The following is a 26,146-nucleotide window of genomic DNA, read 5'->3' on the forward strand; positions in this document are numbered from 1 at the left end:
TGCCCGGCGGCGGGTTGCTTGCCGGGCTGACTAACACGTCATTACTCTTCGCTAAACCACTCGCCATTTTCCTGACGAATCAAGAGCATCGATTCGCTGATTTCCTGTAGATGAACGGTCATCGCTTTGTCGACCGCCTCCACATCGCGTTTTTCCAGCGCGCTGAAAATATCCTGATGCTGGCGCAACAGCATTTCCGGCGAGGAAACGTGGTCGAGACTCATATAACGAACGCGGTCGATGGCGGCTTTAATGTTTTCGATGGTGTCCCAGGCAAGCTGGCAGTCGGCAATCTGCGACAGCAAATGGTGGAATTCATCGTCAAGCTGAAAGAAATCATTGTGCTGCTGGCGATCAATGGCGATCCGCTGCTGATGCAGGTTTTGCTCCAGCTGATAGCACTGGGCGTCGGTAATCATCGTCGCCGCACGACGCACCACCGCGCATTCGATGGCCTGGCGCACGAAGCAGCCATTGCGCACCTGCGAAAGCGAAATTTTATTCACGTAGCTGCCGCGCTGGGGACGAATCTGAATCAGCCCGTTTTCGGCCAGCTTGATAAAGGCTTCACGCACCGGCTGGCGCGAAACGTCAAAGCGAACCGAAATCTCTTTCTCGGACAGCGGTGTACCCGGCGCTATCAGGCAGTGCACGATATCCCGGCGCAAAATACGGTAGATTTGCTGGTTCACGGGCTGTGTCGGATTGAGTTGCGATTCTGCGGCCATTGCTTTTTCTTCGTTGCGGGGGAAGTGCGTTATTTTACGCTGAATATGATGCTACGCCCAGTCCGGCCCGCAGGCCGGACGGAGTAGAATCGCTTAGCCCTGACGATGAACGCTCAGGCCAGCAAAGGACTGGCTGACAGGCATCATTTCAAGGGTGTTGATGTTGACGTGTTTTGGCAGCGTCGCCACCCACCATACGGCTTCGGTCACATCTTCTGCTGACAGCGCGTTGGCATTTTCATACGCTTTCTCTGCTTTCGCGTCGTCGCCTTTGAAGCGCACATTTGAGAACTCCGTGCCGCCCACCAGGCCTGGCTCAACATCGGTCACGCGAACAGCGGTGCCGTGCAGGTCGGTGCGCAGGTTTAGGCTGAACTGGCGAACAAATGCTTTGGTCGCGCCGTAGACGTTGCCGCCCGCGTACGGCCAGCTTCCGGCGGTAGAACCGATGTTAATGATATGGCCGCAGTTGCGCTCAACCATGCCCGGCAGCACCGCGCGAGTCATGTACACCAAACCTTTGTTGTTGGTGTCGATCATGGTTTCCCAGTCGTCCGCGTCGGCTTTATGCGCAGGCTCCATGCCCAGCGCCAGCCCGGCGTTATTGACCAGAATGTCGATATTGCGCCATTCAGCGGGGAGGTTAGCCATCATCTCTTCGATAGCCGCGCGGTTACGCACGTCAAGCTGCGCGGTCAGAATGCTGTCGCCCAGTTCGTCTTTCAGTTCCTGCAGACGCTCATGACGGCGTCCGGTGGCGATAACTTTATGGCCATTGGCGATGAAACGGCGGGTGATGCTCTCACCAAACCCGGCGGTCGCTCCGGTAACAAGTACAATCATTCTTCCTGTTCCTCAATGCGTTAACTGTTGCCATACCATACCACGCGTGGTCGGCCTTCGGGAACGGAACTTTGCAACCTGTTGTACCACTTTAGCGCCCCGTCACTGTGCGCAAAAAGGGTGCATCTGCTTCAGCGTTGTGCGTCGTTTTACGCAGCCATTTCTGTTCTCGTCAAAATGCAGAGGAATATTTATGCAAGGAAACCGATTGCCTGAATAAGCAAACGGTTGCGAGCTGAATATTATTCAGTTTGTTGCGCAAACGAATGAATAATTAATAAGACATTGAAATATAACGACAATTGTAAAATTAAAGCTGGCATTCTCTTTGCAATACTATTCTGACAATACACCTGCATAAATAACCCGGACCCAACCGGGATAAGTAGAGGTCAGAATGGTCGACTATCGCTACGCGCTGCGCGGGCGCTTTTTTGATATTGCCACAACGGCTGACAGCCCTGAGGAAATCGCCCGGCAGGCGCGCTACGTTGATGACGGCCTGATGTTCATCGCCGAAGGGCGCATCGCCGCGCTGATGCGCTGGGAAGAAGGGCAGTCACTGCTCAAACGGCCGGACGACTGGCTAGACCTGCGCGGCAAGCTTATCGTACCGGGCTTTATCGATACCCATCTGCATTATCCGCAAACCGAAATGATCGGCGCGTTTGGCGAACAGCTGCTCGAATGGCTGACCACCTACACTTTCCCGGTGGAAAGCCAGTACGGCAACGCCGGACACGCGGCGCAAATGTCGGCGTTCTTCCTCAACCAGTTGTTGTCGAACGGCACCACCACCGCGCTGGTGTTTGGGACTGTGCACCCGGAATCGGTCGACGCGTTGTTTGCTGCCGCGGCGCAGCAAAATATGCGTCTGATAGCCGGGAAAGTGATGATGGACCGCAACGCGCCCGACTATTTAACGGAAACCGCCGAGCAGAGCTACCAGCAAACCCGCGAGCTTATTCTGCGTTGGCACAATCATCAGCGCCTCGGCTACGCCATCACCCCGCGTTTCGCGCCAACCTCCACGCCCGCGCTGCTTGAAGCGGTGCAGCGGCTGCGCGAAGACTTCCCGGACACCTGGCTGCATACCCATCTGAGCGAAAACCCACAGGAAATTGCGTGGGTGAAAAGCCTGTGGCCGGAACATGAAAACTACCTCGACGTCTACCACCACTACGGCCTGACCGGCAAACGCAGCGTCTTCGCCCACGCTATTCATTTACAGGATGCGGAGTGGAGTTGCCTGCATGACAGCGACTCGGCGGTGGCGTTTTGCCCGACCTCGAATCTGTTCCTTGGCAGCGGCCTGTTCCGGCTGCAAACCTGCTGGCAGAAGAAAGTGAAAATGGGTATCGGCACCGACGTGGGGGCCGGAACCACGTTCAACATGCTGCGCACGCTCGGTGAAGCCTACAAAATCGGCCAGCTGCAAAGCTACAAACTGTGCGCCAGCGAGGCGTTCTATCACGCGACCCTCGGCGGCGCGCGGGCGCTGTGTCTCGATGAGCACATCGGTAATTTCAGCGTCGGCAAAGAGGCAGATTTTGTAGTGCTGGACCCGGCGGTTTCGCCGCTTCAGCAACTGCGCAACGCCCGCTGCAAGGATATCTACGAACAGCTGTTTATGCTGATGACGCTTGGCGATGATCGGAATATCGCCCAGACATGGATCAGCGGTGAATGCGCCTGGAACCGTGATGGGCTGGAGGTAGCGGCATGACCCAATTTTTACTCAATCAACAGCCGGTCACGCTTGAAAACGTCGACCCGAATCTGACGGTGCTGAACTGGCTGCGTAACGACCGCCTGCGTTGCGGAACCAAAGAGGGCTGCGCGTCGGGCGATTGCGGGGCCTGCACGGTGGTGCTTGGGAGCGTCGACGCCGGCAAAATTCGCTACCAGAGCGCTAACGCCTGCCTGTTATTGGTCGGCCAGCTCCATGGCAAACAACTGCTGACGGTGGAAGATTTGGCAGACAGCGGCGAACTGCATCTGGTGCAGCGCACTCTAGCTTGCGGACACGCGTCCCAGTGCGGGTTCTGCACGCCGGGGATCGTGATGTCGGCTTTCGCAATGCACAAAAACGGCACGGCGGCAGACAGTGCAACGGTGGCCCATCAGCTGGGTGGCAATTTGTGCCGCTGCACGGGTTATCGGCCGATTGTTGAAGCGGCAATGAACATTCTGTCTGATTCCAGTGCGGATAAATTCGATACGCAGGAGGCGCAAACAGTGGCCCAGCTTCAGGCCCTCGGTGAGCCAACGGATGCACGGTTGCTGATGCCGGAGACGCTCGATGCGCTGGCCGAAAGCTATGCCCTACATCCGCAGGCGCGACTGCTGGCGGGCGGAACCGATCTTAATTTGCTGGTCACCCAGGCGCACCAGCGTCACAGTCAGCTGATTTCGCTGGCGCGGGTAAAAGAATTGCGCGGCATTGAACGGCAGGGCAACCGGCTGGTGATTGGCGCGATGACCACTCTGGACACCCTACAGCATCAGTTGAAAGAGCCGCTCCCGGTCTTCAGCGAGATGCTCAATCGTTTTGCCTCGCAGCAGGTTCGCAACCAGGGCACGCTGGGGGGCAACATCGCTAACGCTTCGCCCATTGGCGACTGCGCCCCAGCGCTGCTGGCCCTCGACGCACGGCTTCGCCTGCGTTGCGGCGCACAAACGCGCGACGTGGCGCTGACCGAGTTTTTTACTGGCTACCGTAAAACTGTCATGCAGCCGGGGGAGTTCATCAGCCATATCCTCATTGATGACGTGACGTTGTCACGCAATCTGCAATTATGGAAAGTCTCAAAGCGGCGGGAGGACGACATTTCTTCGGTATTTGCCGCCATTAATCTGGAGGTCAGCGACGGCATCGTGAGTCGGGCACGCATCGCCTATGGTGGTATGGCGGCCACGCCTGCAAGAGCGCTGCACTGCGAAGCCGCGTGGGTCGGGCGGGCGGTCAATCGCGAGACGCTTAACGCCGCGTGTACTGCGCTGGGGGAGGATTTCTCGCCGCTTAGCGACGCTCGTGCCAGTGCAGAATATCGCCTGCAGGTGGCGAAAAACCTGCTGAAACGCTATTTCCTGCACATGACGTCTGAATATCTCGTGGAGGTGACTGATTATGTCCGCTAAACCGCCAGCCATTTCCGAAACGGTGCTGAAAGCGCAGTTTCTCGAGCAGTTAAACGGCCGCGTGGGCAAATCCCGCGCGCATGAAAGCGCCGAGCGTCACGTCAGCGGTGCGGCAGAGTACATCGACGATAAAACGCCGCTTACCGGGATGCTGCATCTGTGTCCGGTGCTCAGCGACTGCGCCCACGGACGTATTACGCACATCGACACCGCCGCTTGTTTGCAGGTGCCAGGCGTGGTGCGCGTGCTGAGCTGGCAGGACGTGCCGGGCGAGCTGGACATCGGGCCGCTGGCACCGGGCGACCCTCTGTTTGCCAAAGAAACGGTGGAATATCACGGGCAGGTGGTGCTGATGATTGCCGCCGAAACCCCCGACGCCGCGCGTGACGGGGCATTAGCAGCGAAGATAGCGATTGAGCCTCTGGACGCGGTGCTGGACGTCGAACAGGCGCTGGCGCAACAGCACTTTGTCGAACAGCCGCACGTGCAGCAGCGTGGTGATGCCGACGGGGCGCTGGCCGCTGCGCCACACCGCTTACAGGGCCAGTTCCATATCGGCGGACAGGAGCATTTTTATCTCGAAGGCCAGGTGGCGATGGCGCTTCCGGGCGAAGAAGGCGCGATGCAAATCTGGTCCTCAACGCAGCATCCGACCGAAGTGCAGAAACTGGTGTCGTCGGTGCTGGGCGTGACGCAAAGCAAAGTCACCGTGGACGTACGCCGGATGGGCGGCGGATTTGGTGGGAAAGAAACGCAGGCGGCGGGGATTGCCTGTCACGCCGCACTGGCCGCGCGGGTGACCGGTCGCCCGGCGAAGTTGCGCCTTTCGCGTCGGGATGACATGCGCGTCACCGGCAAACGCCATCCGTTCTTTGTGCGCTTCGATGTGGGTTTCACCGACGACGGCATGCTGCACGGCGTGGTGATTGATTTGGCCGCTAACTGCGGCTATTCGCTGGATTTGTCGGGTTCAATCTGTGACCGGGCGATGTTCCACGCCGATAATGCCTATTACCTCGGCGACGCACGCGTGACCGGCTATCGCTGCCGCACCAACCTGGCGTCCAACACCGCGTTTCGCGGCTTCGGCGGCCCACAGGGCATGGTCGCCATCGAACAGATAATGGATGCTATCGCCCGTCAGCTCTCCCTCGACCCGTTGCATATCCGCCGAATTAACGCTTACGGCGGCGAAGGGCGCGACGTCACCCATTATCACCAGCCGGTAAAACAGAATCTGGCGCAAACGGTTATCGGTCAACTGGCGGACTCCGCGTGCTACGCCGAGCGTCGGGCAGACATTGCCCGCTTTAACGCACAAAGCCCGGTGCTGAAGCGCGGGCTGGCGCTGACGCCGGTCAAATTCGGCATTTCATTTACCGCCAGTTTCCTCAATCAGGCCGGGGCGCTGATCCTGATTTACAGCGACGGTACGCTGCAACTCAACCACGGCGGGACCGAAATGGGCCAGGGGCTGAATACCAAAGTGGCGCAAATTGTGGCGAACGTACTGCAAATCCCCCTCGATGCGATTCAGGTTACCGCCACCAGCACCGGCAAAGTGCCGAATACCTCGCCGACGGCGGCGTCGTCCGGGGCCGACCTTAACGGTAAAGCCGCAGAAATTGCCGCGCAGACCCTGAAACAGCGCTTAGTGGAGATGCTGTGTGCGCTGCACCGGTGTCCCGAAGATCGGGTGACGTTTTGCAACGGCGTGGTGCAGGTCAATGAGCGCTATTTCAGTTTTGCCGACGTGGCGATGCTGGCGTGGCTTAACCAGGTTCCACTCTCAGCGACCGGATTTTACAAGGTGCCGGGCATTCATTACGACCGCCAGGCCGGGCGCGGCGAACCGTTCTACTACTTCGCCTGGGGCGCAGCCTGTTCCGAAGTGATCGTCGACACGATGACCGGGGAATATCGCCTGCTGCGCACCGATATCCTGCACGACGTCGGGCAGTCGCTGAACCCGGCGCTGGATATCGGCCAGATTGAGGGTGGTTTCATGCAGGGCGCAGGCTGGCTGACGACCGAAGAGCTAAAGTGGGATAACAATGGACGGCTGCTGACCGATGGGCCGATGAGCTACAAAATCCCGGCGATGAGCGACATGCCGGAGGTGTTTAACGTCTCCCTGCTCGAGGCGCACGCCAACAGCGCCGAAACGGTTTATCGCTCAAAAGCAGTGGGCGAACCGCCGTTTATGCTCGGCATTTCAGTGTGGTGTGCGTTGCAGGACGCGGTGGCGTCGGTGGCAGATTACCGTCGTCATCCAATGCTCGACGCCCCGGCGACGCCAGAACGGGTGTTGGCGGGCGTCACTCAGCTGGAGGCGGACGATGATGAAAGCTGACGAATGGCTGGACGTGCTGATGGCATTGCGCGAGCGGCGCGTGCCTGCGGTAATGTTGACGCTGTTACAGGATAAAGGCTCGGTGCCGCGCGAGGCAGGCACCAAGATGGTGGTCAGCCTCGACGAGAGCTGGCTGACTATCGGCGGTGGTAATCTGGAATTTCAGTGTATCGCCATCGCGCGTGAAATGTTGCAGTCCGGCGCGCAGACGCCGCGTCAGGAAACGTTCGCCCTCGGCGCGCGCGCCGGGCAGTGCTGCGGCGGCATGACTCAGGTGCTGTTCGAACCCTGGGGGCTGCCGCAGCCGGAAGTGTACGTCTTTGGGGCCGGGCACGTGGGGCAGGCACTGGTGAACATTCTCGCCACGCTGCCGTGCCGGATGAACTGGGTAGATCAGCGTGAGGCGCAGTTTGGCGCGGTGCCCGCCGGAGTGCGCTGCCATCTTTCCGACGACCCGTGTGATATCGCCCGCCACGCGCCGGATAACAGCCTGTTCGTGGTGATGACCCATCATCATCCGCTGGATCTGGCGCTGGCAGAAACGCTGCTGCGCCGCGGGCGCTATCGTTATCTGGGCGTGATCGGCTCGCAAACCAAACGCCAACGGTTTGAATATCTGCTGGAAGGCAAAGGCATTGCCCGGGAAATGCTGAATACAATGCGCTGCCCAATTGGCCTACCGGACGTCAAAGGCAAATTGCCCGCCGAAATCGCCGTGGCGGTGGCGGGGGAAATCATTGCGGTTTATCAAGGGGTTGCCTAATCTAAGGAGAATCCCGTTTTCAGGAGTCCGTGATGAGCAGTGATAACCCGTTTTTAAGCGTCAGCCTGTTACCTTATCAGGCCCCGCGTTTTGATGTGATTGAGGACGATCATTACCGTCCTGCGTTCGATGCAGGCCTGCGCCAAAAGCGCGAAGAAATTGCGGCGATTGCCGAAAACCTAGCACCCGCAACGTTCGACAACACCTTCGTGGCGCTGGAGAAAAGCGGCGAGCTGCTGGGCCGCGTCACGTCCATATTTTTTGCCATGACCGCCGCCCACACCAACGACACGCTCCAGCGTCTCGACGAGCAGTTTTCTGCGGAACTGGCCGAATTATCCAACGATGTGTATCTCAACGAGGCGCTGTTCGCCCGGGTCGACACCCTCTGGCAGCAGCGGGAAACGCTGGGACTGGATGCGGAATCGCGGCGGTTAGTCGAGGTTATCCATCAGCAATTTATTCTGGCGGGGGCGAAGCTTGCGCCTGCGCAGAAAGCCGAACTGCGCACGTTAAACACCGAAGCCGCGACGCTCAGCACCCAGTTTCACCAGCGGCTGCTGGCCGCCGCCAAATCCGGTGGGCTTGTGCTGGATTACCAGCATCAGCTGGATGGCCTCAGCCCGGAAGACATCACCGCTGCCGCCAGCGCGGCCCGTGATAAAGGGCTGAACGATCGCTGGCTTCTGCCCTTGCTGAACAGCACCCAACAGCCTGCGCTGGCGCAGCTTCGTGACCGACAAACCCGTAAAAACCTGTTCGATGCAGGCTGGTTACGCAATGAGAAAGGCGACGGGAACAACACCCGGGCGCTGATTTTGCGTCTGGTCACTGTGCGCGCCAAACAGGCGGCGCTGCTGGGTTATCGCGATTACGCGAGCTGGAGCATGGCTGACCAGATGGCGAAAACGCCGGAAGCCGCCTTCACCTTTATGCATCAAATTGCTCCTGCGGCCCGGACGCGCGCCGAACATGAACTGGCCGATATTCAGCACGTGATTGATGAGCAGCAGGGCGGTTTTCAGGCGCAGGCCTGGGACTGGAATTATTACGCCGAGCAGGTGCGACTGGCGCGATACGATCTTGATGAAGCGCAGATCAAACCGTATCTGGAACTGAACAACGTGCTGACCGACGGCGTGTTCTGGACCGCTTCGCAGCTGTTTGGAATCCGTTTTGTCGAGCGTTTTGATATTCCGGTTTACCACCCGGATGTTCGCGTTTGGGAAATTTTTGACGCTAATGGCGTAGGTCTGGCACTGTTCTACGGCGATTTCTTTGCCCGTGATTCGAAAGGCGGCGGCGCATGGATGGATAACTACGTCACGCAGTCGACGCTGCTCGAACAGCGCCCGGTGATTTACAACGTCTGCAACTATCAGAAACCGACGGCAGGTAACCCGGCGCTGCTGAGCTGGGATGATGTGGTGACGCTGTTCCACGAATTCGGTCACACTCTGCACGGGCTGTTCGCCGTCCAGCGCTATCCGACCCTGTCTGGCACACGTACGCCGCGCGATTTCGTCGAGTTCCCATCGCAAATTAACGAACACTGGGCTCGCCATCCGCAGGTATTTGCCCGCTTTGCGCGTCATTACCAGAGCGGAGAGCCGATGCCGGAAAATCTGCGCGACAGCATGATGCGCGCCGCGACCTTCAATAAAGGTTACGACATGACCGAGCTAGTCAGTTCCGCACTGCTGGACATGAACTGGCACACTCAGACGCTTGAAACACTGCCTGACGATGTGGACGCGTTTGAATTGCAGGCCATTAGCAGGGAAAACCTCGATTTGGCCGCCGTACCGCCGCGTTATCGCAGCAGCTATTTTGCGCATATTTTTGGTGGCGGCTACGCGGCTGGCTATTACGCTTATATCTGGACGCAAATGCTGGCCGATGACGGCTACCAGTGGTTTGTCGAAGAGGGCGGCCTGACACGTGAAAATGGTCAGCGATTCCGCGAGGCGATTTTATCGCGCGGCAACAGCAGTGATTTGGAAGCGTTATACCGCGACTGGCGTGGACACGATCCGCTGCCGGAGCCGATGCTTAAAAATCGCGGGTTAAGCGAATAATCGTGCCCGGTGGCGCTACGCTGACCGGGCCTACAAATATAACCGTAGGCCCGGTCAGCGTAGCGCCACCGGGCAGGACGTAGAATGCCCATTAATTGTTATGGTTTAGAATTATCTTATGCGTTATTTATACCGTTTATAAAAAACAATGCCCGTCTTGTTTAGGCTTCATTGAAGTTCGGAATGGTAGCCTGATTGTATGACGCAAATAAGGCACGGACGCGCCCGATTTGCTGAAGAATCAAAACACAAATCTATCCATGCAAGCATTTACCGCCACACCGTTGGCGGTTTTTTTTGTATTTAATTTCTCGCCGTCTTGATAAATTCCAACAAAAAGCCCCTTGTGCGTTAAGCAACAAGGGGCCGTTACGGGTCGGGACTGTCAGTGTTCATTAGTCATCCCATTTATGGCTGAAATACGCAGCAAGAAAACCGGCGAATACTATGGTTCCCAACACTGCCATAAAGACATGCATATTTCCCAGCATGATAAACCTCCGTTTATGTTAAAAGCGTACGATAAAATCCTCACTTACCTTAATTAGCCGCGATGAACAGAGAATACCGTAGTCAATCTAAACGAATCGTTAATTATGTGAATTATTTAGCCACTTGAGTAAATTTTTTTCGAAAGGCTTGTGGGCTCATCGTGAAACGTTGCTGAAAATGATGGCGCAGGGCGCTCGAGGTGCCAAAACCGTTATTCGCGGCGATATGTTCGACGCTGAGTCGACTGTCGGTTAAGGCCTGCTGTACGCGCTGTAACCGTTCATTGAGCAACCAGCGGGCGGGCGTCACGCCGGTAGCTTCCTGAAAACGCCGCAACAACGTGCGCGGACTCATCCCAACCCGCAGGGCAAGCGATTCCAGTGTATGCGGATCGGCAAGATGGGCGTGTAGCCAGTCAAAAAGCTGCCCGAGGCGTTCGCTTTCCCGGCTGCGTGCCACCGGGCGCTCAAGTTGCTGGGTCTGGCTGCCGTCGCGATGCGGCTGCACGACTAACCGACGCGCGACATTGTTGGCGGTTTCCAGTCCAAAATCGCTGCGCACCACGTGCAGGCATAAATCAATCCCTGCCGCGCTCCCCGCCGAGGTCATCAGCCCGTCGTCGCCAACGTACAGCACATTTTCCACCACTTGAACGGCGGGGAAACGCCGCTGCAGTTCATCGGTATAACGCCAGTGGGTGGTGGCCTGACGCCCGTCCAGCAGGCCGCTGGCCGCGAGGACAAACACCCCTGAACAAATCGACATCAGCCGACAGCCCCGCAGATGCGCCCGGCGCAACGCCTCGCACAGTGCCTGTGGCACCGGGGCATCCACGCCGCGCCAGCCGGGGATCACGATACTATCCGCCTGTTCCAGAAGTTCAAAGCCTCCATCAGCCACAACCCGTATTCCCCCCGTTGCGCGTAATTCGCCGTCGTCCACCGAGGCTACCGCAAAGCGATACCAGTTTTCACCCAGCTCCGGGCGTGGCAGACCAAAAATTTCGACGGCGACGCCAAATTCAAAGGTACACAGGCCGTCGTAGGCGAGGGCCACGACCAGCGGGCGGGAAGCGGTTGTCATTATCCTGGCGATTTCTGTCATGTCGGCGGGCGGTGCGTGTCCTGAATTTTTGTTGAGATAAGAGGTAACACGACACCCGTCGACACAACAAGAGGGAAATACCATGAGTTACGTCACTGAGATCCCAGCTGCGAGCCCGCAGGACGCCATTGCCCATTTTCGACGTCGTCTGAGCGTTGAAACTGATTGCGATGATGTGCATTCAGTAATCAAAAGCGGAGAAGTGGATTTTGTACTGCTGCACGTGGTCGGTTCACCTGAAACGTTCGCCCGTCGGCATCTGCCCGGCGCGCTGCATCTTCCGCATCGTTATCTCACCGAAGAACGCATGCGCGACTGGCCGCCAGAAACGCTGTTCGTGGTTTATTGCGCGGGGCCGCATTGTAACGGTGCAGACAGGGCGGCTTTGAAGATTGCGCAGCTTGGCCGCCCGGTAAAAATCATGATCGGCGGACTCACCGGTTGGGCGGATGAAGGCCTGGCGTTTGCCTCATCATGAATTTTTTTCACGGGTGATGAATTAATCTCGTTTGCCAGCGCCTCTCCCGCATGGCAAGTTGAAGAAATATAGCCATCCAGAAGTCTAAATGTTGATTTCGCAATTATCACGCCAGGCAATCAGTTGCCTGGCGACGAGGAGAGACCATGTCACGTCACACCGCCCCATACCGCGCCGATATCGTTGGCAGTTTTTTACGTCCGGACAGCATTAAACACGCCCGCCAGCAGTTTGCTGAAGGCGCTATCGACGCGCAGACGCTGCGTGCGGTGGAAGATGAAGCGATCCTCCACGTGGTTCAGCACCAGTGTGACTGCGGCCTGAACGTGGTCACCGACGGTGAGTTTCGCCGGGCGTGGTGGCACTTTGACTTCTTCGATGGTCTACAGGGCGTTGAGCGTTACGATTCTGACCAGGGCATTCAGTTTAACGGGGTGCAAACCAAAGCCCATGGCGTACGTGTGACGGGCAAGCTCGGTTTCGGTTCGCACCCGATGCTCGACGATTTCCGCTATCTGAAAAGCATCAGCGGTGACGCACAGCCGAAAATGACCATTCCAAGCCCGAGCGTGCTGCATTTCCGCGGCGGTCGCAAAGATATCGATGCCACGGTTTACCCGGATCTGGCGGAATATTTTGACGACTTAGCCACGACCTGGCGCGACGCGATCCGCGCATTTTATGACGCAGGTTGCCGCTATTTACAGCTTGATGACACCGTCTGGGCGTATCTCTGTTCCGATGAACAGCGTCAGCAGGTGCGTGAGCGCGGCGACAACCCGGACGAGCTGGCGAAAACCTACGCCCGGGTGTTGAACAAAGCGCTGGAAGGCAAGCCGGAGGATTTAACCATCGGGCTGCACGTGTGCCGTGGTAATTTCCGCTCAACGTGGATCTCCTCTGGCGGTTATGAGCCGGTGGCAGAAGTGCTGTTCGGCAGCGTCAACGTCGATGCATTCTTCCTCGAATACGATAACGACCGTTCCGGTGATTTCGCGCCGCTGCGCTTTGTGCGTCCGGGCAAGCAGCAGGTGGTTCTGGGCCTGATCACCACCAAAAACGGTGAACTGGAAAACCCACAGGGCGTGAAAGCGCGTCTGGCAGAGGCGGCACAATACGTGGCGAAAGAGCAGATTTGCCTCAGCCCGCAGTGCGGTTTTGCCTCTACCGAAGAGGGCAATAGCCTGACCGAAGCCCAACAGTGGCAGAAAGTCCGTCTGGTGACCGAGATTGCCGCCGACGTCTGGTAAGGTTTAACTCACAGGGCAGCGCTGCACCTTTTTAATGCAGTGCTGCTCCTGAATCGGACGTTCCACATACCCTTCGCCCTTCAAGTTACCTCTTTGTTTGCTACGTTCACTCGCCCGAATCACTTACTTTAGTAAGCTCATCGGGACTTATTCTCTTGCCGCCTCGATGTATCTCGAATGGCATAGGGTATTTTCTGCAACGAAAGTTGTAATTCCCCAGTCCGCCCGCCTGTTTTATGTACTTTTCCCCACGTTGGCATCTTTCTTGCCTGTCTCCTGACGACTACACCGATGTTTTTAATCCTTGTTGCTGTCTCTTTCAGGAGTGAATCATGCGCCGTCGAACTTTGCTTAAAGCTTTTGCTCTCTCTGCCTCCACGATTGCTCTCGGTATTAGCTTCAGCGTGTACGCCGCTGACACCATCAAAGTGGGAATTATGCATTCGCTGTCCGGAACGATGGCGATTTCCGAAACGCCGTTGAAAGACGTGGCGTTAATGACCATCGACGAGATCAACGCCAAGGGCGGGGTGCTCGGTAAAAAGCTGGAACCAGTGGTGGTTGACCCAGCTTCAAACTGGCCTCTGTTTGCTGAAAAGGCGCGCCAGCTGTTGACCCAGGACAAAGTGGCGGCGGTGTTCGGCTGCTGGACGTCAGTTTCGCGTAAATCAGTGCTGCCGGTGTTCGAGGAGCTGAACGGGCTGCTGTTCTATCCGGTGCAGTATGAAGGCGAAGAGATGTCGCCCAACGTGTTCTACACCGGGGCCGCGCCGAACCAGCAGGCTATTCCGGCGGTGCAGTATCTGATGAGCGAAGACGGCGGGGAGGCCAAACGTTTCTTCCTGCTCGGCACCGATTACGTCTATCCGCGCACCACCAACAAAATTCTGCGCGCGTTCCTGCACTCGAAAGGCGTTCAGGATAAAGACATCGAAGAGGTCTACACCCCGTTTGGCTACAGCGATTACCAGACCATCGTCGCCAATATCAAAAAATTCTCCGCGGGCGGCAAAACGGCGGTGGTTTCGACCATCAACGGCGACTCCAACGTCCCGTTCTACAAAGAGCTGGCTAACCAGGGCGTGAAAGCGACCGACGTGCCGGTGGTGGCGTTCTCGGTCGGGGAAGAAGAACTGCGCGGCATTGATACCAAACCGCTGGTTGGCAACCTCGCGGCGTGGAACTACTTCGAATCCGTGGATAACCCGACGAACCAGAGCTTCGTTGCAGATTACCGGGCGTACGCCAAAGCCCACAATCTGCCAAATGCGGGCACGGTGGTGACCAACGATCCGATGGAAGCGACCTACGTTGGCATTCACATGTGGGCGCAGGCGGTGGAAAAAGCGGGCACCACCGACGTCGACAAAGTGCGTGCGGCCATGGCCGGACAAACCTTCAAAGCGCCGTCGGGCTTTACGCTGACGATGGACGCCACCAACCACCATCTGCATAAGCCGGTGATGATTGGCGAAATCGAAAGCAATGGCCAGTTCAACGTGGTGTGGCAGACCGATAAGCCGGTGCGCGCTGAGCCGTGGAGCCCATACATTCCGGGTAACGATAAGAAGTCGGATCAGCCAATGAAGATGGCGAGCAACTGAGTGGGAATTTCCCCCTCACCCTAACCCTCTCCCTCAAGGGAGAGGGAACCGATCGGCGCCGTATTCTCTATCAGCGTCGGGGCTTCTCTTTCTCCTTCTCCCACAGGGAGAGGGGATCACCCTTTTTCTCCCTCTCCCTGTGGGAGAGGGTTGGGGAGAGGGCATCAGACCGCACGGGATTCACAAAAGGAGTTTTTCATGAAACCAGTCCGCTGGCTGCTGTTGGTAGCCTCGCTGTTGCCGTGTTTCGCTCACGCCGGAGACGCGGATGATTTTGTGGCTGCCAACCGAAGCCAGCAGTCGGCGATGCTTGAAAAGTGGGCGGCCGATCCGCAGCCGCAGCGTCTGCCACTGTTACAGGCGCTGAGCGCGGAAAGCCTGCGCAGTGACGCCGCGCATCATGCCTTCAGCATTGAAAGCGGCAAACCGCTGGCCTTAGACGCCACCGCCCAGCCGCATGGCGACCTCAAACCGGTTCGCCTGACTAACCGTCTCCGTAATCTGGTGGCTGGCGCTCTCGCCACACACCAGCTTGTAAGTGACAACGTCACGCAAAGAATGGCTGCGGCGAAAACCCTGCAGCGCGATGCAGGGCCGGAAGTGGTCCCGATGCTGGAAAAACGCCTGAAGGTAGAAACAGACGACGGTGTGAAGCAGCAGCTTGAACTCGCGCTGGCTAATTTACAGCTCACCAGCCCGGATGCCGCGGTGCGCAAACAGGCGATGACTCTTCTCGGTCATTCGTCCGACCCGGAAACGCAGGCGCGACTCCAGCCTTATACCGATGCCCAACATGAACCCGACGCCTCGGTGCGCGCCGCCGCGGCGGAAAGCCTGAAGCAGATCGAGCACCGCCTGTTCTGGGGCGATATCCTCGGCCAGGCGTTTATGGGCATTTCGCTCGGATCAATTCTGCTGCTCGCGGCGCTGGGGCTGGCCATCACCTACGGCCTGCTCGGCGTGATTAACATGGCGCACGGCGAAATGTTGATGATCGGGGCGTACAGCACCTGGCTGGTGCAGCAGGCGCTGAGTCAGTTTGCACCGCAGTGGCTGGCGTTTTATCCGCTGCTGGCGCTGCCGGTGGCATTCTGCATCACCGGCGGGATTGGCATGCTGCTGGAGCGGACGATTATCCGCCATCTGTATGGTCGCCCGCTGGAAACGCTGCTGGCGACGTGGGGCATCAGCCTGATGCTTATCCAGTTGGTGCGGATGCTGTTTGGCCCGCAGAACCTGGAAGTCTCTAACCCGGCCTGGCTGTCGGGTGGTATTCAGGCGTTGCCGAATCTCATTCTGCCGTGGAACCGCATTGTGGTTATTGGCTTCGTGATGCTGGTGCTGTTTTTCACTTGGCTCATTCTCAACAAAACGCGGCTCGGCCTGCGCGTGCGGGCGGTGACGCAAAACCGCGCGATGGCGGCCTGCTGCGGCGTGCCGACCGGGCGCGTAGATATGCTGGCGTTTGGCCTCGGTTCTGGCATTGCCGGTCTCGGTGGCGTGGCGCTGTCTCAGCTGGGTAACGTCGGGCCGGAACTCGGTCAGGGCTACATTATTGACTCGTTCCTGGTGGTGGTGCTCGGCGGTGTAGGCCAGTTGGCGGGCAGCGTGGCGGCGGCATTTGGGCTGGGGATTTTCAACAAAATACTGGAGCCGCAAATGGGCGCCGTGCTCGGCAAAATTTTGATTCTGGTGCTGATCATTCTGTTTATTCAGAAGCGTCCGCAGGGGCTGTTTGCGCTGAAAGGGAGGGTCATTGACTGATGAGCCAGCCATTAACCTTAACACTTGCCCGTCGGGCACCGCGCCCGCTGCGCTGGATTGGCGGCCTGGCAGTGCTGGTGCTGTTGAGTATGCCGTTTCTGGCGCTGCTTCCGGCTACCCATCCGCTGGCCATTTCGACCTGGACGCTGACCCTGGTCGGTAAAATTCTTTGCTACGCGGTGGTGGCGGTAGCGCTCGATTTGGTGTGGGGCTACGCCGGAATGCTGTCGCTGGGGCATGGGCTGTTCTTTGCCCTCGGCGGCTATGCGATGGGCATGTACCTGATGCGTCAGGCCGCGGGCGACGGGCTCCCGGCGTTTATGTCCTTTTTATCGTGGAACGAGCTGCCGTGGTTCTGGTGGGGAACGCAGCATTTTGCGTGGGCGATGCTGCTGGTGATGCTGGTCCCGGGCCTGCTGGCGCTGGTATTCGGCTGGTTCGCCTTCCGCTCCAAAATCAAAGGGGTGTATTTCTCGATAATGACTCAGGCGCTGACCTACGCCGGAATGCTGCTGTTCTTTCGTAATGAAACCGGTTTTGGCGGCAACAATGGTTTTACCGGTTTCACTACCCTTCTCGGTTTCCCGGTGAGCGCCACCGGCACGCGCGCCGCGCTGTTTCTGGCGACGGTGCTTCTGCTGCTCGCCACGCTGGCGGTGGGCTTCGCGCTGGCACGCAGCAAATTTGGTCGCGTTCTGACGGCGGTACGCGATGCGGAAAACAGGCTGATGTTCTGCGGCTACGATCCACGCGGTTTCAAACTGCTGGTGTGGACGCTTTCCGCCGTGCTGTGCGGCCTGGCGGGGGCGTTATATGTCCCGCAGGTGGGCATTATTAACCCAGGCGAAATGTCGCCGACCAACTCGATTGAAGCGGCGATTTGGGTGGCACTCGGCGGGCGCGGCACCTTGATTGGACCCATCCTCGGGGCCGGGCTGGTGAACGGCGCGAAAAGCCTGTTCACGGTAGCGATGCCAGAATACTGGCAGCTGTTTCTCGGTCTGATTTTCATCGTGGTGACGCTGTTTCTGCCGCGAGGCGTGATTGGCCTGCTGCGCAAAGGAGACAAATAATGCAACCCGATGAAGGCCTTTTTACCCGTCAGCTGCCGGGGGATCGCTTCCGCGAACAAACGGATCCGGTTTTGCAGCTCGAAAACATCAACGTCAATTTTGATGGTTTCCAGGCGTTAACCAATTTATCGCTGCAAATTGGCGTGGGGGAATTGCGCTGTGTGATTGGCCCCAACGGCGCGGGAAAAACCACGCTGATGGACGTGATCACCGGCAAAACCCGGCCACAAAGCGGCAGGGCGATTTACGATCAATCGATAGATTTAACCACCCTGGATTCGATTGCCATCGCGCGCCAGGGTATTGGGCGCAAATTCCAGAAGCCAACGGTGTTTGAAGCACTCAGCGTGGCGGAAAATCTCGAACTGGCGATGAAGGGTGATAAATCGGTGTGGGCCAGTTTGCGGGCGAAACTTTCCGGCGAACAGCAGGACCGCATCGACGAGGTGTTGCAGTTGCTGCGCCTCGAAGGCGAACGCGCCCGGCGCGCGGGGTTGCTGTCGCACGGGCAAAAGCAGTTTCTCGAAATCGGCATGTTGCTGGTGCAGGAGCCGCATCTGCTGCTGCTCGATGAGCCTGCGGCCGGTATGACCGATGCCGAAACGGAATACACCGCTGAGCTGTTTCGCACCCTGTCGGGCCGCCACTCGCTGATGGTGGTGGAACATGATATGGGGTTTGTCGAAACCATCGCCGACCGCGTGACCGTCCTGCATCAGGGGCAGGTTTTGGCGGAAGGGTCGCTGCGTGACGTTCAGGTCAACGAGCAGGTGATCGAAGTTTATCTGGGGCGCTAAGGAGGCCGAATGTTACAGGTTCAGGAACTGCATCAATATTACAGCGGCAGCCATATTCTGCGCGGCGTGAGCTTCACCGTGCAGCCGGGGGAAATCACGTGTTTGCTGGGGCGCAACGGCGCCGGAAAAACCACCCTGCTGAAATGCCTGATGGGGCTGATCCCGGCTCGCAGCGGCAGCGTGAACTGGCAAAATCAGGCCTTCATGCAGCGGAAACCGCATCAGCGGGTGCAGGCGGGAATGGCGTACGTGCCGCAGGGCCGCGAAATCTTTCCCCGTCTGACCGTTGAAGAAAACCTGCTGCTCGGCATGTCGCGGTTTTCTGCCCGCGAGGCGCGTGAGGTGCCCGACGAAATATATCAGCTATTCCCGGTGCTACGGGCGATGAAACAGCGGTGGGGCGGCGATCTCTCTGGCGGGCAACAGCAGCAACTGGCGATTGGCCGGGCGTTGGCGAGTCGCCCACAGTTGCTGATCCTCGATGAACCGACCGAAGGCATTCAACCCTCGGTGATTAAAGAGATTGGCGAGGTGATCCGCCAGCTGGCGCGCCGGGGCGATATGGCGATTCTGCTGGTGGAGCAGTTTTATGATTTCGCCGCTGACCTGGCGGACCAGTATCTGGTGATGTCGCGCGGCACCATTGTGCAGCAGGGACGCGGCGAAAATATGGAAGCCGACGGCGTGCGCGGTATGGTCACGATTTGATTGCCCGAAGGGTTGATGTGTTAAATGTTATGATATAACATTTTATTTTTTCACATTGACCCGAGGGATTTATGGTGTCTTTTCAACGTTTCACTCTGACCATTCTGGGCCTGCTGGCCAGCAGCAGCGCACTCGCCCATTCACACGGACATCAGATGACCGAGGCCGAACAAAAAGCGGCTTCGGGCATTTTTAACGACGCTGACGTCCGCGATCGCCCACTTTCCGACTGGGATGGCATCTGGCAGTCGGTCTATCCGCTGTTGCAAAGCGGGGATCTGGACCCGGTCTTTAAGCAGAAAGCGCAGAAGGACGGCGGCAAAACCGCAGAGCAAATCAAAGCGTATTACGCGGTGGGATACAAAACGAGCGTCGGAAAAATCGAAATTGAAAACAATGTGATGGCGTTTCATAACGGCGATAAAACGGCGTCGTGTGAATACCGTTATGACGGCTACAAAATCCTGCACTATGCGTCCGGGAAAAAGGGCGTGCGCTACCTGTTTGAATGTACCGACAGCAAAAGTGCCGCGCCGAAATTCGTACAGTTCAGCGATCACACCATCGGGCCGCGTCAGTCTCAGCATTTCCATATTTTCAGCGGCAACACTTCACAGGCGACATTGTTAGAAGAGATGGATAACTGGCCGACGTATTATCCTGAGCAGCTGTATACGCACCAGGTGGTGGATGAGATGTTGCATCATTAAAAGTAGGCCCGTCCTTAGGCCCGGCAAGCTTGCGCCGCCGGGCAATTCTCACTGAATCGACACCGTTATTTCACAAACAGCGAATAATCCAAATTACGCAAATCGTCGATCAATCCTGGACCTGATGGCTGCCAGTCCTGCTGCTGGCGCGTCCATTCCCCGCTGGCGCGAAGATCGTGGGTGGCGAAGAGCGCGAACCAGCCAAAATGTCCCTCAGCCTGCTCTGCTTTCAGCGACACGCAAGGCACACCTAATCCTTCCGCAACCACTTCTGCAATCTGGCGGGAGGTAATGCTTTCTTCCGCAACCGCGTGATAGCGTTTGCCGCTTTCGCCGTGTTCCAACACCCCCACGTACAGACGGGCGACGTCATCGACGTGCGCGGCACACCAGCTGTTTTTACCCTCGCCGATATACGCGGCCATCCCTTTTTCCTGAGCGAGAGGGATGTAATAGCTCAGCAGCCCCTGACGTTCGGTGTTATGTACCTGCGGCAGACGCACCACGCGCACGTCAACGCCCGCCGCCAGCTGGATATTGCCTTCCAGTTCAGACGCTCTACGCGGGTTCGGGTTAGCCGGGTTGAAAAAATCTTCCCGTGCCGGTTGGCCACTCTCATCATCACCCATGGCGGTGCCGGAGGTAATAATCAGTGGACGAGAGGTGCCTTTTAACACCGAGCCGATGGCGGCAATCACCCGACGGTCTTTTTCGCAGTTAGCGACAAACTGGCTGAAATCATGATCGAAGGCGGTGTGGATCACCGCGTCGCAGTTTTCGATGCCAGAGAGCCAGCTTTGCGGGTCTTCCAGCGTGCCGCGCTGGGGCGTGACGCCGAGGTCGGATAACTGACGCGCGGCCTCTGCCGTACGTACCAGGCCTGTCACCTGATGACCGTCCGCTAAGAGATTCGACACCACGCGCGAGCCAATAAAACCCGTCGCACCGGTAACAAAAATACGCATAGCCTGTCTCCTGAATGAATTTCAGGGGACAGCGTATGCCGTCGTCTATTACTATTAAAGTAGTGACATTATCAGGGTATAAACACTAACAGGTTAATTATGACGCTACTTTCCGATAATCCTCTGGGCGATTTCCTGCGCGCCCGCCGCCTGCGACTCGATCCGGCGTCGTTTGGCTTCGTGCCCGGTCGCCGCCGTACGCCGGGCCTGCGGCGTGAAGAGGTGGCGCAGCTCGCCAGCATCAGCCCGACCTGGTACACCTGGCTTGAGCAGGGGCGCGGCGGGGCGCCGTCGCGGGAAGTGCTGAACCGCATTGCCGGAGGGTTGCGACTGACTTCACCAGAACGTGACCACCTGTTTATTCTGGCCTTCGGTCATCCACCGGAAAATCGCCTGAATGCGTCGGATACTATGACGCCGCGCCTGCAGCGGGTGCTGGACAGCTTTAGCATTCCGGCGATTATCAAAACGGCGACCTGGGAGGTTCTGGCGTGGAATCGTCCGGCGGCGGTGGTCCTGAAAGACTATGGCCAGCTGCAGCCGGAACAGCGCAATATTCTGCGGCTGCTGTTTACCGATCCGGAAGCCCGAAAAATGCAGGAAGACTGGGACGGGGTGGCACGGCTGATTGTGAATGCGTTTCGGGCAGACGCAGCGCGCTCGGGCGCCTCGGAAGAGATTGATCGTCTGGTGGCGGAACTCTCCGCGCAAAGCGAGGATTTCGCCCGGTACTGGCGCAATAATGATGTGGCCGGACACGGCGAGGGTTTAAAGCGTCTGCTTCACCCGCAGTTGGGGCCCATTGCGCTGGAGTTTTCGACTTTTGCGGTAGAAGGGCGGCCGGAGCTAACGATGATGGTGTTTAATCCGGCCGATGACGAGAGTCAGGCGGTTATTCAGCGCTGGATTGCGGCGAGCCCAATCGGCGCTGAATAACGCTCGGTCAGGCGGTTTTTAACGCGCCGTCCCAGGCTCTCACGCTCATGCCGCGCAGAATCATCAACCACGCCAGCACGATCACCAACATCATAATCGCGAACAGCGTCCAGGCCGGTAACGAGGTGAGAATAAGCCCGGTCAGCATCGGGTTGGCGGCGGCACCCAGCCAGCCCAGCGCCTGTGCGGAAAAATAGCTCGCTTTCATGCCCGGCGGGGCGATGTTGTCAATCAGCATGTATTCGCCCGGTGCATAAATGATTTCACCGAGAGTAAACACTGCCGCGGCCACACCCCAGTAAAGTAAATTCTCGCCCGAGAACATAAAGCCGCCCAGACCCAACAGGAAGCAAAGCGTGCCCGCAGCCATTAACGGGCGAATGTTACGCGCGGTGATTTTGCGCCCGACAATGTATTGCAGGCTGACCACCACCACCGCGTTAACCGGCAGCACCACTGACACCACTTTTTGCGCAAAATCCGCGTTATCGGCAATCGTCAGCACGTACTGCGAAATGCAGGTCGCAAACGAGCCGCCGACGTAGGACGCCAGCAGGCCAGAAAGGGTAAACCAAAACAGCGCCTTGTCCTTCAGCAGCACCGACGGCTGCCAGACGGTAGTGATTTTCTCTTCATCGCTTTGCGCGCCGCGCTGCACGTAAAACTGAATCAGCACCAGTGGGAAGGCGGCACAGACGGCAGCCAGCCAGAACGGCAATTGCAGGCTGTACATCACAAGCCAGGTGCCAATCGGCGGGCCGACGGTCCAGCCCATGTTCAGAAAACTGTAGTTGAGTGAGAAAATGCGCGCCTTGTCGCTCACGCTTAGCGCGTCGGCAAACCAGGCTTTTAACACCGTCGAAAAGACCGAATAGGCGCAGTTGATGAGTGCAAAGAAGAACACCACCAGGGCGATGCTGTGCACGAGCGGAATGGCGATAAATCCGGCGATAAAGGCCACAATGGCGACAATCATGTAGCGTTTTTTATCGAATTTGTCGGCCATGATGCCAAAGCCAAGACTGAAAATAACCCCGACGGTGAGCGCAAGGGTCAACGCATAGCCGATGGCCTCAACGCTCATGCCATATTGGCGCGTGAGGTAGATGGTCATAAACGGCAGCGTGGCGCCGCGGCCGATAGTTAACAGCAACGACGACGCCAGCAACGCTGAGGTTGAACGCTTTAGAGAGGATTTCATGGTTTAGCCCGACAAATTGCTAATGTTATTATTTTGTGTGTTATCACAATTATCACGGCGTCCGGGGGCTTGTACAGATCCTAATTTATCCCTAAGTGCCTTGAACACCTGCTAAAAATAATGATCTGTTCCTCGCCCACGTTTTTCGATACTTTGATTCTGTTTACAAAAATTTAAACTTTCAGAGGCTGGTTATGACGCGGAAAGATGGGCTGTTAGCGCTGTTGGTGGTCGTCGTCTGGGGACTTAATTTTGTGGTCATTAAAGTCGGACTGCACAATATGCCTCCGCTTATGCTGGCGGGCCTGCGTTTTATGCTGGTCGCGTTTCCGGCCATTTTCTTTGTCGCCCGCCCGAAAATCCCGCTCTCTTTGCTGCTCGGTTACGGGCTGACCATCAGCTTCGGTCAGTTTGCCTTCCTGTTCTGTGCGATTAAATTCGGCATGCCGGCCGGGCTGGCATCGCTGGTATTACAGGCACAGGCGTTCTTCACCATTATTCTGGGCGCGTTTGTGTTTGGCGAACGTTTGCAGGGTAAACAGCTGGCGGGGATCACCCTGGCGGTATTTGGCGTGCTGGTGTTGATTGAGGCGAGTCTGAACGGGCAACACGTCGCGCTGCTCGGCTTTTTCCTGACGCTGGCGGCGGCGCTGTGCTGGGCCTGCGGCAATATCTTCAATAAGAAAATCATGCAGCACGCGTCGCGTCCGCCGGTAATGTCGCTGGTGGTGTGGAGTGCGCTGATCCCTATTGTGCCGTTTCTGTTGGCGTCGTATCTGCTGGATGGATCAACGGCAATGAAGCAAAGCCTGGTTAATATCGACCTGACGACCATTCTGTCGCTGGTGTATCTGGCGTTTATCGCGACGATTGTCGGCTACGGAATTTGGGGCTCTTTGTTGGGGCGCTATGAAACCTGGCGTGTGGCGCCGCTTTCGCTGCTGGTGCCGGTGGTCGGTATTGCCAGTGCAGCGCTGCTGCTCGATGAATCACTGTCGGCGTTACAGCTGATGGGCGCTGGGTTGATCATGGCCGGGCTGTACATCAACGTGTTTGGCTTGCGATTGCGTCGGGCGAAAGTGATGCAGGGGTAAGGCGGGCAGAAAAAAGCCCCGCAGAAGCGGGGCAAAAGAGTTACTGGGAGTTTCCGTTATAGTATGGCACGCCCAGTTCGTCGGATTTGTCACTGCCCGAACCCATATGGTTGAAGTCAAACGGCGACCGGTCCTGTGATGAAGGCATAAGCATTGTGTCACGGGCCGCGTTACTTGCCGGGTAAGTGGATTGCTCCGCAAAACTCTGGCCGGAGACCAGCACCAATAAGGTGAGGGCGGCGGAGGCGAACAGTTTCATTTTTTCCTCGATACGTCTTGTGCAGGCGATAATATTTTGGCGATTTAGTGATTCAGTGGCATCAGATAACGCGACTCACCGGGCATATTGGTGATGCGATATTTGTGCGGCGGCACGTCAAAATAGTTCTTAAAGGTACGCGTCAGCGTCTGCTGGGATTCAAAGCCATAGCGCTCAGCCAGATACAGGATCGGCTCATTGCTCTCTTTCAGCTTCTGTGCGATTTCAGTCAGCTTACGGCTTCTAATATATTGACCCAGTGAATGTCCGGTTTCTTTCTTGAACATCCGTTGCAGGTGCCATTTGGAGTAACCGGACCGCTCTGACACTTTCTCAAGCGACAGTGGTGATTCCAGATTGCTCTCGATCCAGTCCAAAATGCTATGAATAGTGATAGCGTCAGTGTTACGTCTGGACATCGCGACTTACCTCTTTATTCTGTTTACGGCAGGATTTTCTTAAGCAGGAGCTCAAGGGCTGCGACCTCATCCACCGTTAAGTTTTTTGTTAATTCCTGATGCAGGTTCTGTCCCACCAGTTGGTGGCATTGCTCACATATTGCCGCGCCGTCTGGTGTCAACTGCACCAGCACGCCACGCTTATCATTCGGATTTGGCAGACGTTCAATCCAACCTTTACAGGTCAGGCGGTCGAGCATTCGGGTCAAGGCTCCGAGATCGACCGACAACGCTTTTTTCAGTTCAACCGGGGTAATGCACACCTCACAGCGAATCGAGCACAAGGTTTTGAACTGCGAAGCGGTGATATCCATAGGCGACAGATAATCGTTCAGAAGACGATCTTTTTTCTGGTTGACCATGTGGATCAAGCGACCGAGTGGGATGATTTCGTTAAACAGATCACTGGTGCTTTTCACAAAGGTTGCCCTGGCAAGTAGTTTAGTTGCGGGGGATATTATTGCCCAGGCAACCATAAGTCAACTGAATGGATAAGCTTATGCCACAAATTGCTAAAACGCTTCACGGCACACTTTTTGCGCGATAAGTGGCTGAAGGATAACCTGCCGTTATGGTCAGGTGAGGGTAAAATTTCGTCATGAATTAGCCATAGTCACAGCGACGGGAATGCTCTTATACTCAGCCGGCAAGTGACTGCAATCACAGGAGTGTTGAGTAATGCTGGAACTATTTAAAGCCATTGGCCTTGGGCTGGTGGTGATTTTGCCGTTGGCAAACCCCCTGACAACCGTGGCGCTGTTCCTTGGTCTGGCCGGAAACATGAACAACGCCGAGCGTAACCATCAGTCGCTGATGGCATCGGTTTACGTCTTTATCATCATGATGGTGGCGTATTACGCAGGCCAGGTAGTCATGAATACCTTCGGGATTTCGATTCCCGGGTTGCGTATCGCCGGGGGCCTGATCGTCGCCTTTATCGGTTTCAAGATGCTGTTCCCGCAGCAGAAGGCGCATGATTCACTGGAGGCACGCCACAAATCTGAGGAATTGAAAGAAGAGCCGACCGCCAATATCGCCTTCGTCCCGCTGGCAATGCCGAGCACCGCCGGGCCGGGGACCATCGCGATGATTATCAGTTCGGCCTCTACCGTAAATCACGGTTTTAATTTTCCTGCCTGGGTTGTGGTGGTTGCGCCGCCGCTAATTTTCCTCAGCGTGGCGATTATCCTGTGGGGCTGTTTGCGTAGCTCAGGGGCGATTATGCGCCTGGTCGGGAAAGGGGGGATCGAAGCCATTTCCCGTCTGATGGGCTTTTTGCTGGTCTGTATGGGCGTGCAGTTCATCATCAACGGCGTGCTGGAAATTATCACCACCTATCACGCGTAA

General features: G+C 57.1%; 25 protein-coding genes. 16 read left to right on the forward strand and 9 right to left on the reverse strand.

All coding sequences use genetic code 11. The features are described 5' to 3' along the window. Positions 1-41: 41 nt before the first annotated feature. Both A8O29_RS11265 and ydfG read right to left on the reverse strand, forming a co-directional pair. Positions 42-728 carry a GntR family transcriptional regulator gene (locus tag A8O29_RS11265; protein ID WP_110508268.1) on the reverse strand — a complete coding sequence of 229 codons (687 nt, stop codon included), beginning with the start codon at positions 726-728 and terminating at the stop codon, positions 42-44. 93 nt (positions 729-821) lie between these two features. After that, positions 822-1,571 carry a bifunctional NADP-dependent 3-hydroxy acid dehydrogenase/3-hydroxypropionate dehydrogenase YdfG gene (gene ydfG, locus A8O29_RS11270; RefSeq protein WP_110508267.1) on the reverse strand — a complete coding sequence of 250 codons (750 nt, stop codon included), beginning with the start codon at positions 1,569-1,571 and terminating at the stop codon, positions 822-824. A 397-nt stretch (positions 1,572-1,968) separates the two neighbouring features. On the opposite strand from ydfG, the gene guaD reads away from it, so the two are divergent. The 5 genes from guaD to dcp are packed head-to-tail and all read left to right on the forward strand — an operon-like array spanning position 1,969 to position 9,906. Next, a complete protein-coding gene (guaD, locus tag A8O29_RS11275) occupies positions 1,969-3,297 on the forward strand; it encodes a guanine deaminase (RefSeq protein WP_125354475.1) in 1,329 nt (442 codons plus the stop codon). Then, positions 3,294-4,712, forward strand: a complete 1,419-nt coding sequence (gene xdhA, locus A8O29_RS11280; protein ID WP_125354476.1) for a xanthine dehydrogenase small subunit — start codon at positions 3,294-3,296, stop codon at positions 4,710-4,712. Before guaD ends, xdhA begins: the two co-directional genes overlap by 4 nt. Next, a complete protein-coding gene (gene xdhB / locus A8O29_RS11285) occupies positions 4,702-7,065 on the forward strand; it encodes a xanthine dehydrogenase molybdopterin binding subunit (RefSeq protein WP_174081306.1) in 2,364 nt (787 codons plus the stop codon). The genes xdhA and xdhB overlap by 11 nt, the downstream gene beginning before the upstream one ends. Then, on the forward strand, positions 7,055-7,828 hold the full coding sequence (gene xdhC / locus A8O29_RS11290) for a xanthine dehydrogenase accessory protein XdhC (protein ID WP_125354500.1): 774 nt from the start codon (positions 7,055-7,057) through the stop codon (positions 7,826-7,828). Before xdhB ends, xdhC begins: the two co-directional genes overlap by 11 nt. A 32-nt stretch (positions 7,829-7,860) precedes the next feature. Then, positions 7,861-9,906, forward strand: a complete 2,046-nt coding sequence (gene dcp / locus A8O29_RS11295) for a peptidyl-dipeptidase Dcp (RefSeq protein ID WP_125354477.1) — start codon at positions 7,861-7,863, stop codon at positions 9,904-9,906. Positions 9,907-10,301: 395 nt separating this feature from the next. Here the strand turns inward: dcp and mgtS are convergent, their stop codons facing one another. Continuing rightward, a complete protein-coding gene (mgtS, locus tag A8O29_RS11300; RefSeq protein WP_110508261.1) occupies positions 10,302-10,397 on the reverse strand; it encodes a protein MgtS in 96 nt (31 codons plus the stop codon). A 112-nt stretch (positions 10,398-10,509) separates the two neighbouring features. Continuing rightward, positions 10,510-11,502, reverse strand: a complete 993-nt coding sequence (ftrA, locus tag A8O29_RS11305) for a transcriptional regulator FtrA (RefSeq protein WP_125354478.1) — start codon at positions 11,500-11,502, stop codon at positions 10,510-10,512. A gap of 82 nt (positions 11,503-11,584) precedes the next feature. Between ftrA and A8O29_RS11310 the strand changes: the two genes are divergently transcribed. The 8 genes from A8O29_RS11310 (at position 11,585) to zinT (ending at position 19,886) form a co-directional block, all read left to right on the forward strand. Beyond that, the gene (locus tag A8O29_RS11310; protein WP_125354479.1) at positions 11,585-11,980 is read left to right on the forward strand and encodes a rhodanese-like domain-containing protein; all 396 of its coding nucleotides are present in this window, start codon (positions 11,585-11,587) and stop codon (positions 11,978-11,980) included. Between the two features lie 146 nt (positions 11,981-12,126). Next, on the forward strand, positions 12,127-13,230 hold the full coding sequence (locus A8O29_RS11315; protein ID WP_125354480.1) for a cobalamin-independent methionine synthase II family protein: 1,104 nt from the start codon (positions 12,127-12,129) through the stop codon (positions 13,228-13,230). A gap of 332 nt (positions 13,231-13,562) precedes the next feature. Continuing rightward, entirely contained in the window at positions 13,563-14,834 is a 1,272-nt protein-coding gene (urtA, locus tag A8O29_RS11320) for an urea ABC transporter substrate-binding protein (protein ID WP_159466185.1), read from the forward strand. Positions 14,835-15,032: 198 nt separating this feature from the next. Next, positions 15,033-16,598, forward strand: a complete 1,566-nt coding sequence (gene urtB / locus A8O29_RS11325) for an urea ABC transporter permease subunit UrtB (RefSeq protein ID WP_125354481.1) — start codon at positions 15,033-15,035, stop codon at positions 16,596-16,598. Further along, entirely contained in the window at positions 16,598-17,671 is a 1,074-nt protein-coding gene (gene urtC / locus A8O29_RS11330) for an urea ABC transporter permease subunit UrtC (RefSeq protein ID WP_125354482.1), read from the forward strand. The genes urtB and urtC overlap by 1 nt, the downstream gene beginning before the upstream one ends. Next, complete coding sequence (gene urtD, locus A8O29_RS11335) at positions 17,671-18,468, forward strand: urea ABC transporter ATP-binding protein UrtD (protein ID WP_125354483.1); 798 nt, start codon at positions 17,671-17,673, stop codon at positions 18,466-18,468. The genes urtC and urtD overlap by 1 nt, the downstream gene beginning before the upstream one ends. A 9-nt stretch (positions 18,469-18,477) precedes the next feature. Next, positions 18,478-19,176 (forward strand): urea ABC transporter ATP-binding subunit UrtE, encoded by a 699-nt coding sequence (gene urtE, locus A8O29_RS11340; RefSeq protein WP_125354484.1) that lies wholly within the window; start codon positions 18,478-18,480, stop codon positions 19,174-19,176. Between the two features lie 95 nt (positions 19,177-19,271). Continuing rightward, a complete protein-coding gene (gene zinT / locus A8O29_RS11345) occupies positions 19,272-19,886 on the forward strand; it encodes a metal-binding protein ZinT (protein WP_420854025.1) in 615 nt (204 codons plus the stop codon). A 65-nt stretch (positions 19,887-19,951) separates the two neighbouring features. On the opposite strand, the gene A8O29_RS11350 is transcribed toward zinT, so the two are convergent. Next, complete coding sequence (locus tag A8O29_RS11350; protein ID WP_125354486.1) at positions 19,952-20,851, reverse strand: SDR family oxidoreductase; 900 nt, start codon at positions 20,849-20,851, stop codon at positions 19,952-19,954. Positions 20,852-20,950: 99 nt separating this feature from the next. Between A8O29_RS11350 and A8O29_RS11355 the strand changes: the two genes are divergently transcribed. Next, on the forward strand, positions 20,951-21,787 hold the full coding sequence (locus A8O29_RS11355; protein ID WP_125354487.1) for a helix-turn-helix transcriptional regulator: 837 nt from the start codon (positions 20,951-20,953) through the stop codon (positions 21,785-21,787). Between the two features lie 7 nt (positions 21,788-21,794). Here A8O29_RS11355 and ydeE read toward each other — a convergent pair whose 3' ends face one another. Beyond that, on the reverse strand, positions 21,795-22,988 hold the full coding sequence (ydeE, locus tag A8O29_RS11360; protein WP_125354488.1) for an efflux MFS transporter YdeE: 1,194 nt from the start codon (positions 22,986-22,988) through the stop codon (positions 21,795-21,797). A gap of 194 nt (positions 22,989-23,182) precedes the next feature. On the opposite strand from ydeE, the gene eamA reads away from it, so the two are divergent. Next, complete coding sequence (gene eamA / locus A8O29_RS11365; RefSeq protein WP_125354489.1) at positions 23,183-24,082, forward strand: O-acetylserine/cysteine exporter; 900 nt, start codon at positions 23,183-23,185, stop codon at positions 24,080-24,082. 40 nt (positions 24,083-24,122) lie between these two features. Here the strand turns inward: eamA and marB are convergent, their stop codons facing one another. Genes marB through marR form a run of 3 tightly spaced genes read right to left on the reverse strand, consistent with a single transcriptional unit; the run spans position 24,123 to position 25,218 of the window. Continuing rightward, a complete protein-coding gene (gene marB, locus A8O29_RS11370; protein WP_125354490.1) occupies positions 24,123-24,341 on the reverse strand; it encodes a multiple antibiotic resistance protein MarB in 219 nt (72 codons plus the stop codon). Between the two features lie 44 nt (positions 24,342-24,385). Then, on the reverse strand, positions 24,386-24,760 hold the full coding sequence (gene marA, locus A8O29_RS11375; RefSeq protein ID WP_125354491.1) for an MDR efflux pump AcrAB transcriptional activator MarA: 375 nt from the start codon (positions 24,758-24,760) through the stop codon (positions 24,386-24,388). A gap of 23 nt (positions 24,761-24,783) precedes the next feature. Next, complete coding sequence (gene marR / locus A8O29_RS11380) at positions 24,784-25,218, reverse strand: multiple antibiotic resistance transcriptional regulator MarR (RefSeq protein ID WP_110508245.1); 435 nt, start codon at positions 25,216-25,218, stop codon at positions 24,784-24,786. A gap of 259 nt (positions 25,219-25,477) precedes the next feature. Between marR and A8O29_RS11385 the strand changes: the two genes are divergently transcribed. After that, on the forward strand, positions 25,478-26,146 hold the full coding sequence (locus A8O29_RS11385; RefSeq protein ID WP_159466178.1) for a MarC family NAAT transporter: 669 nt from the start codon (positions 25,478-25,480) through the stop codon (positions 26,144-26,146).

Origin of the sequence: Scandinavium goeteborgense (assembly GCF_003935895.2) — a bacterium.
In the GTDB taxonomy this organism is placed as follows: Bacteria; Pseudomonadota; Gammaproteobacteria; order Enterobacterales; family Enterobacteriaceae; genus Scandinavium; species Scandinavium goeteborgense.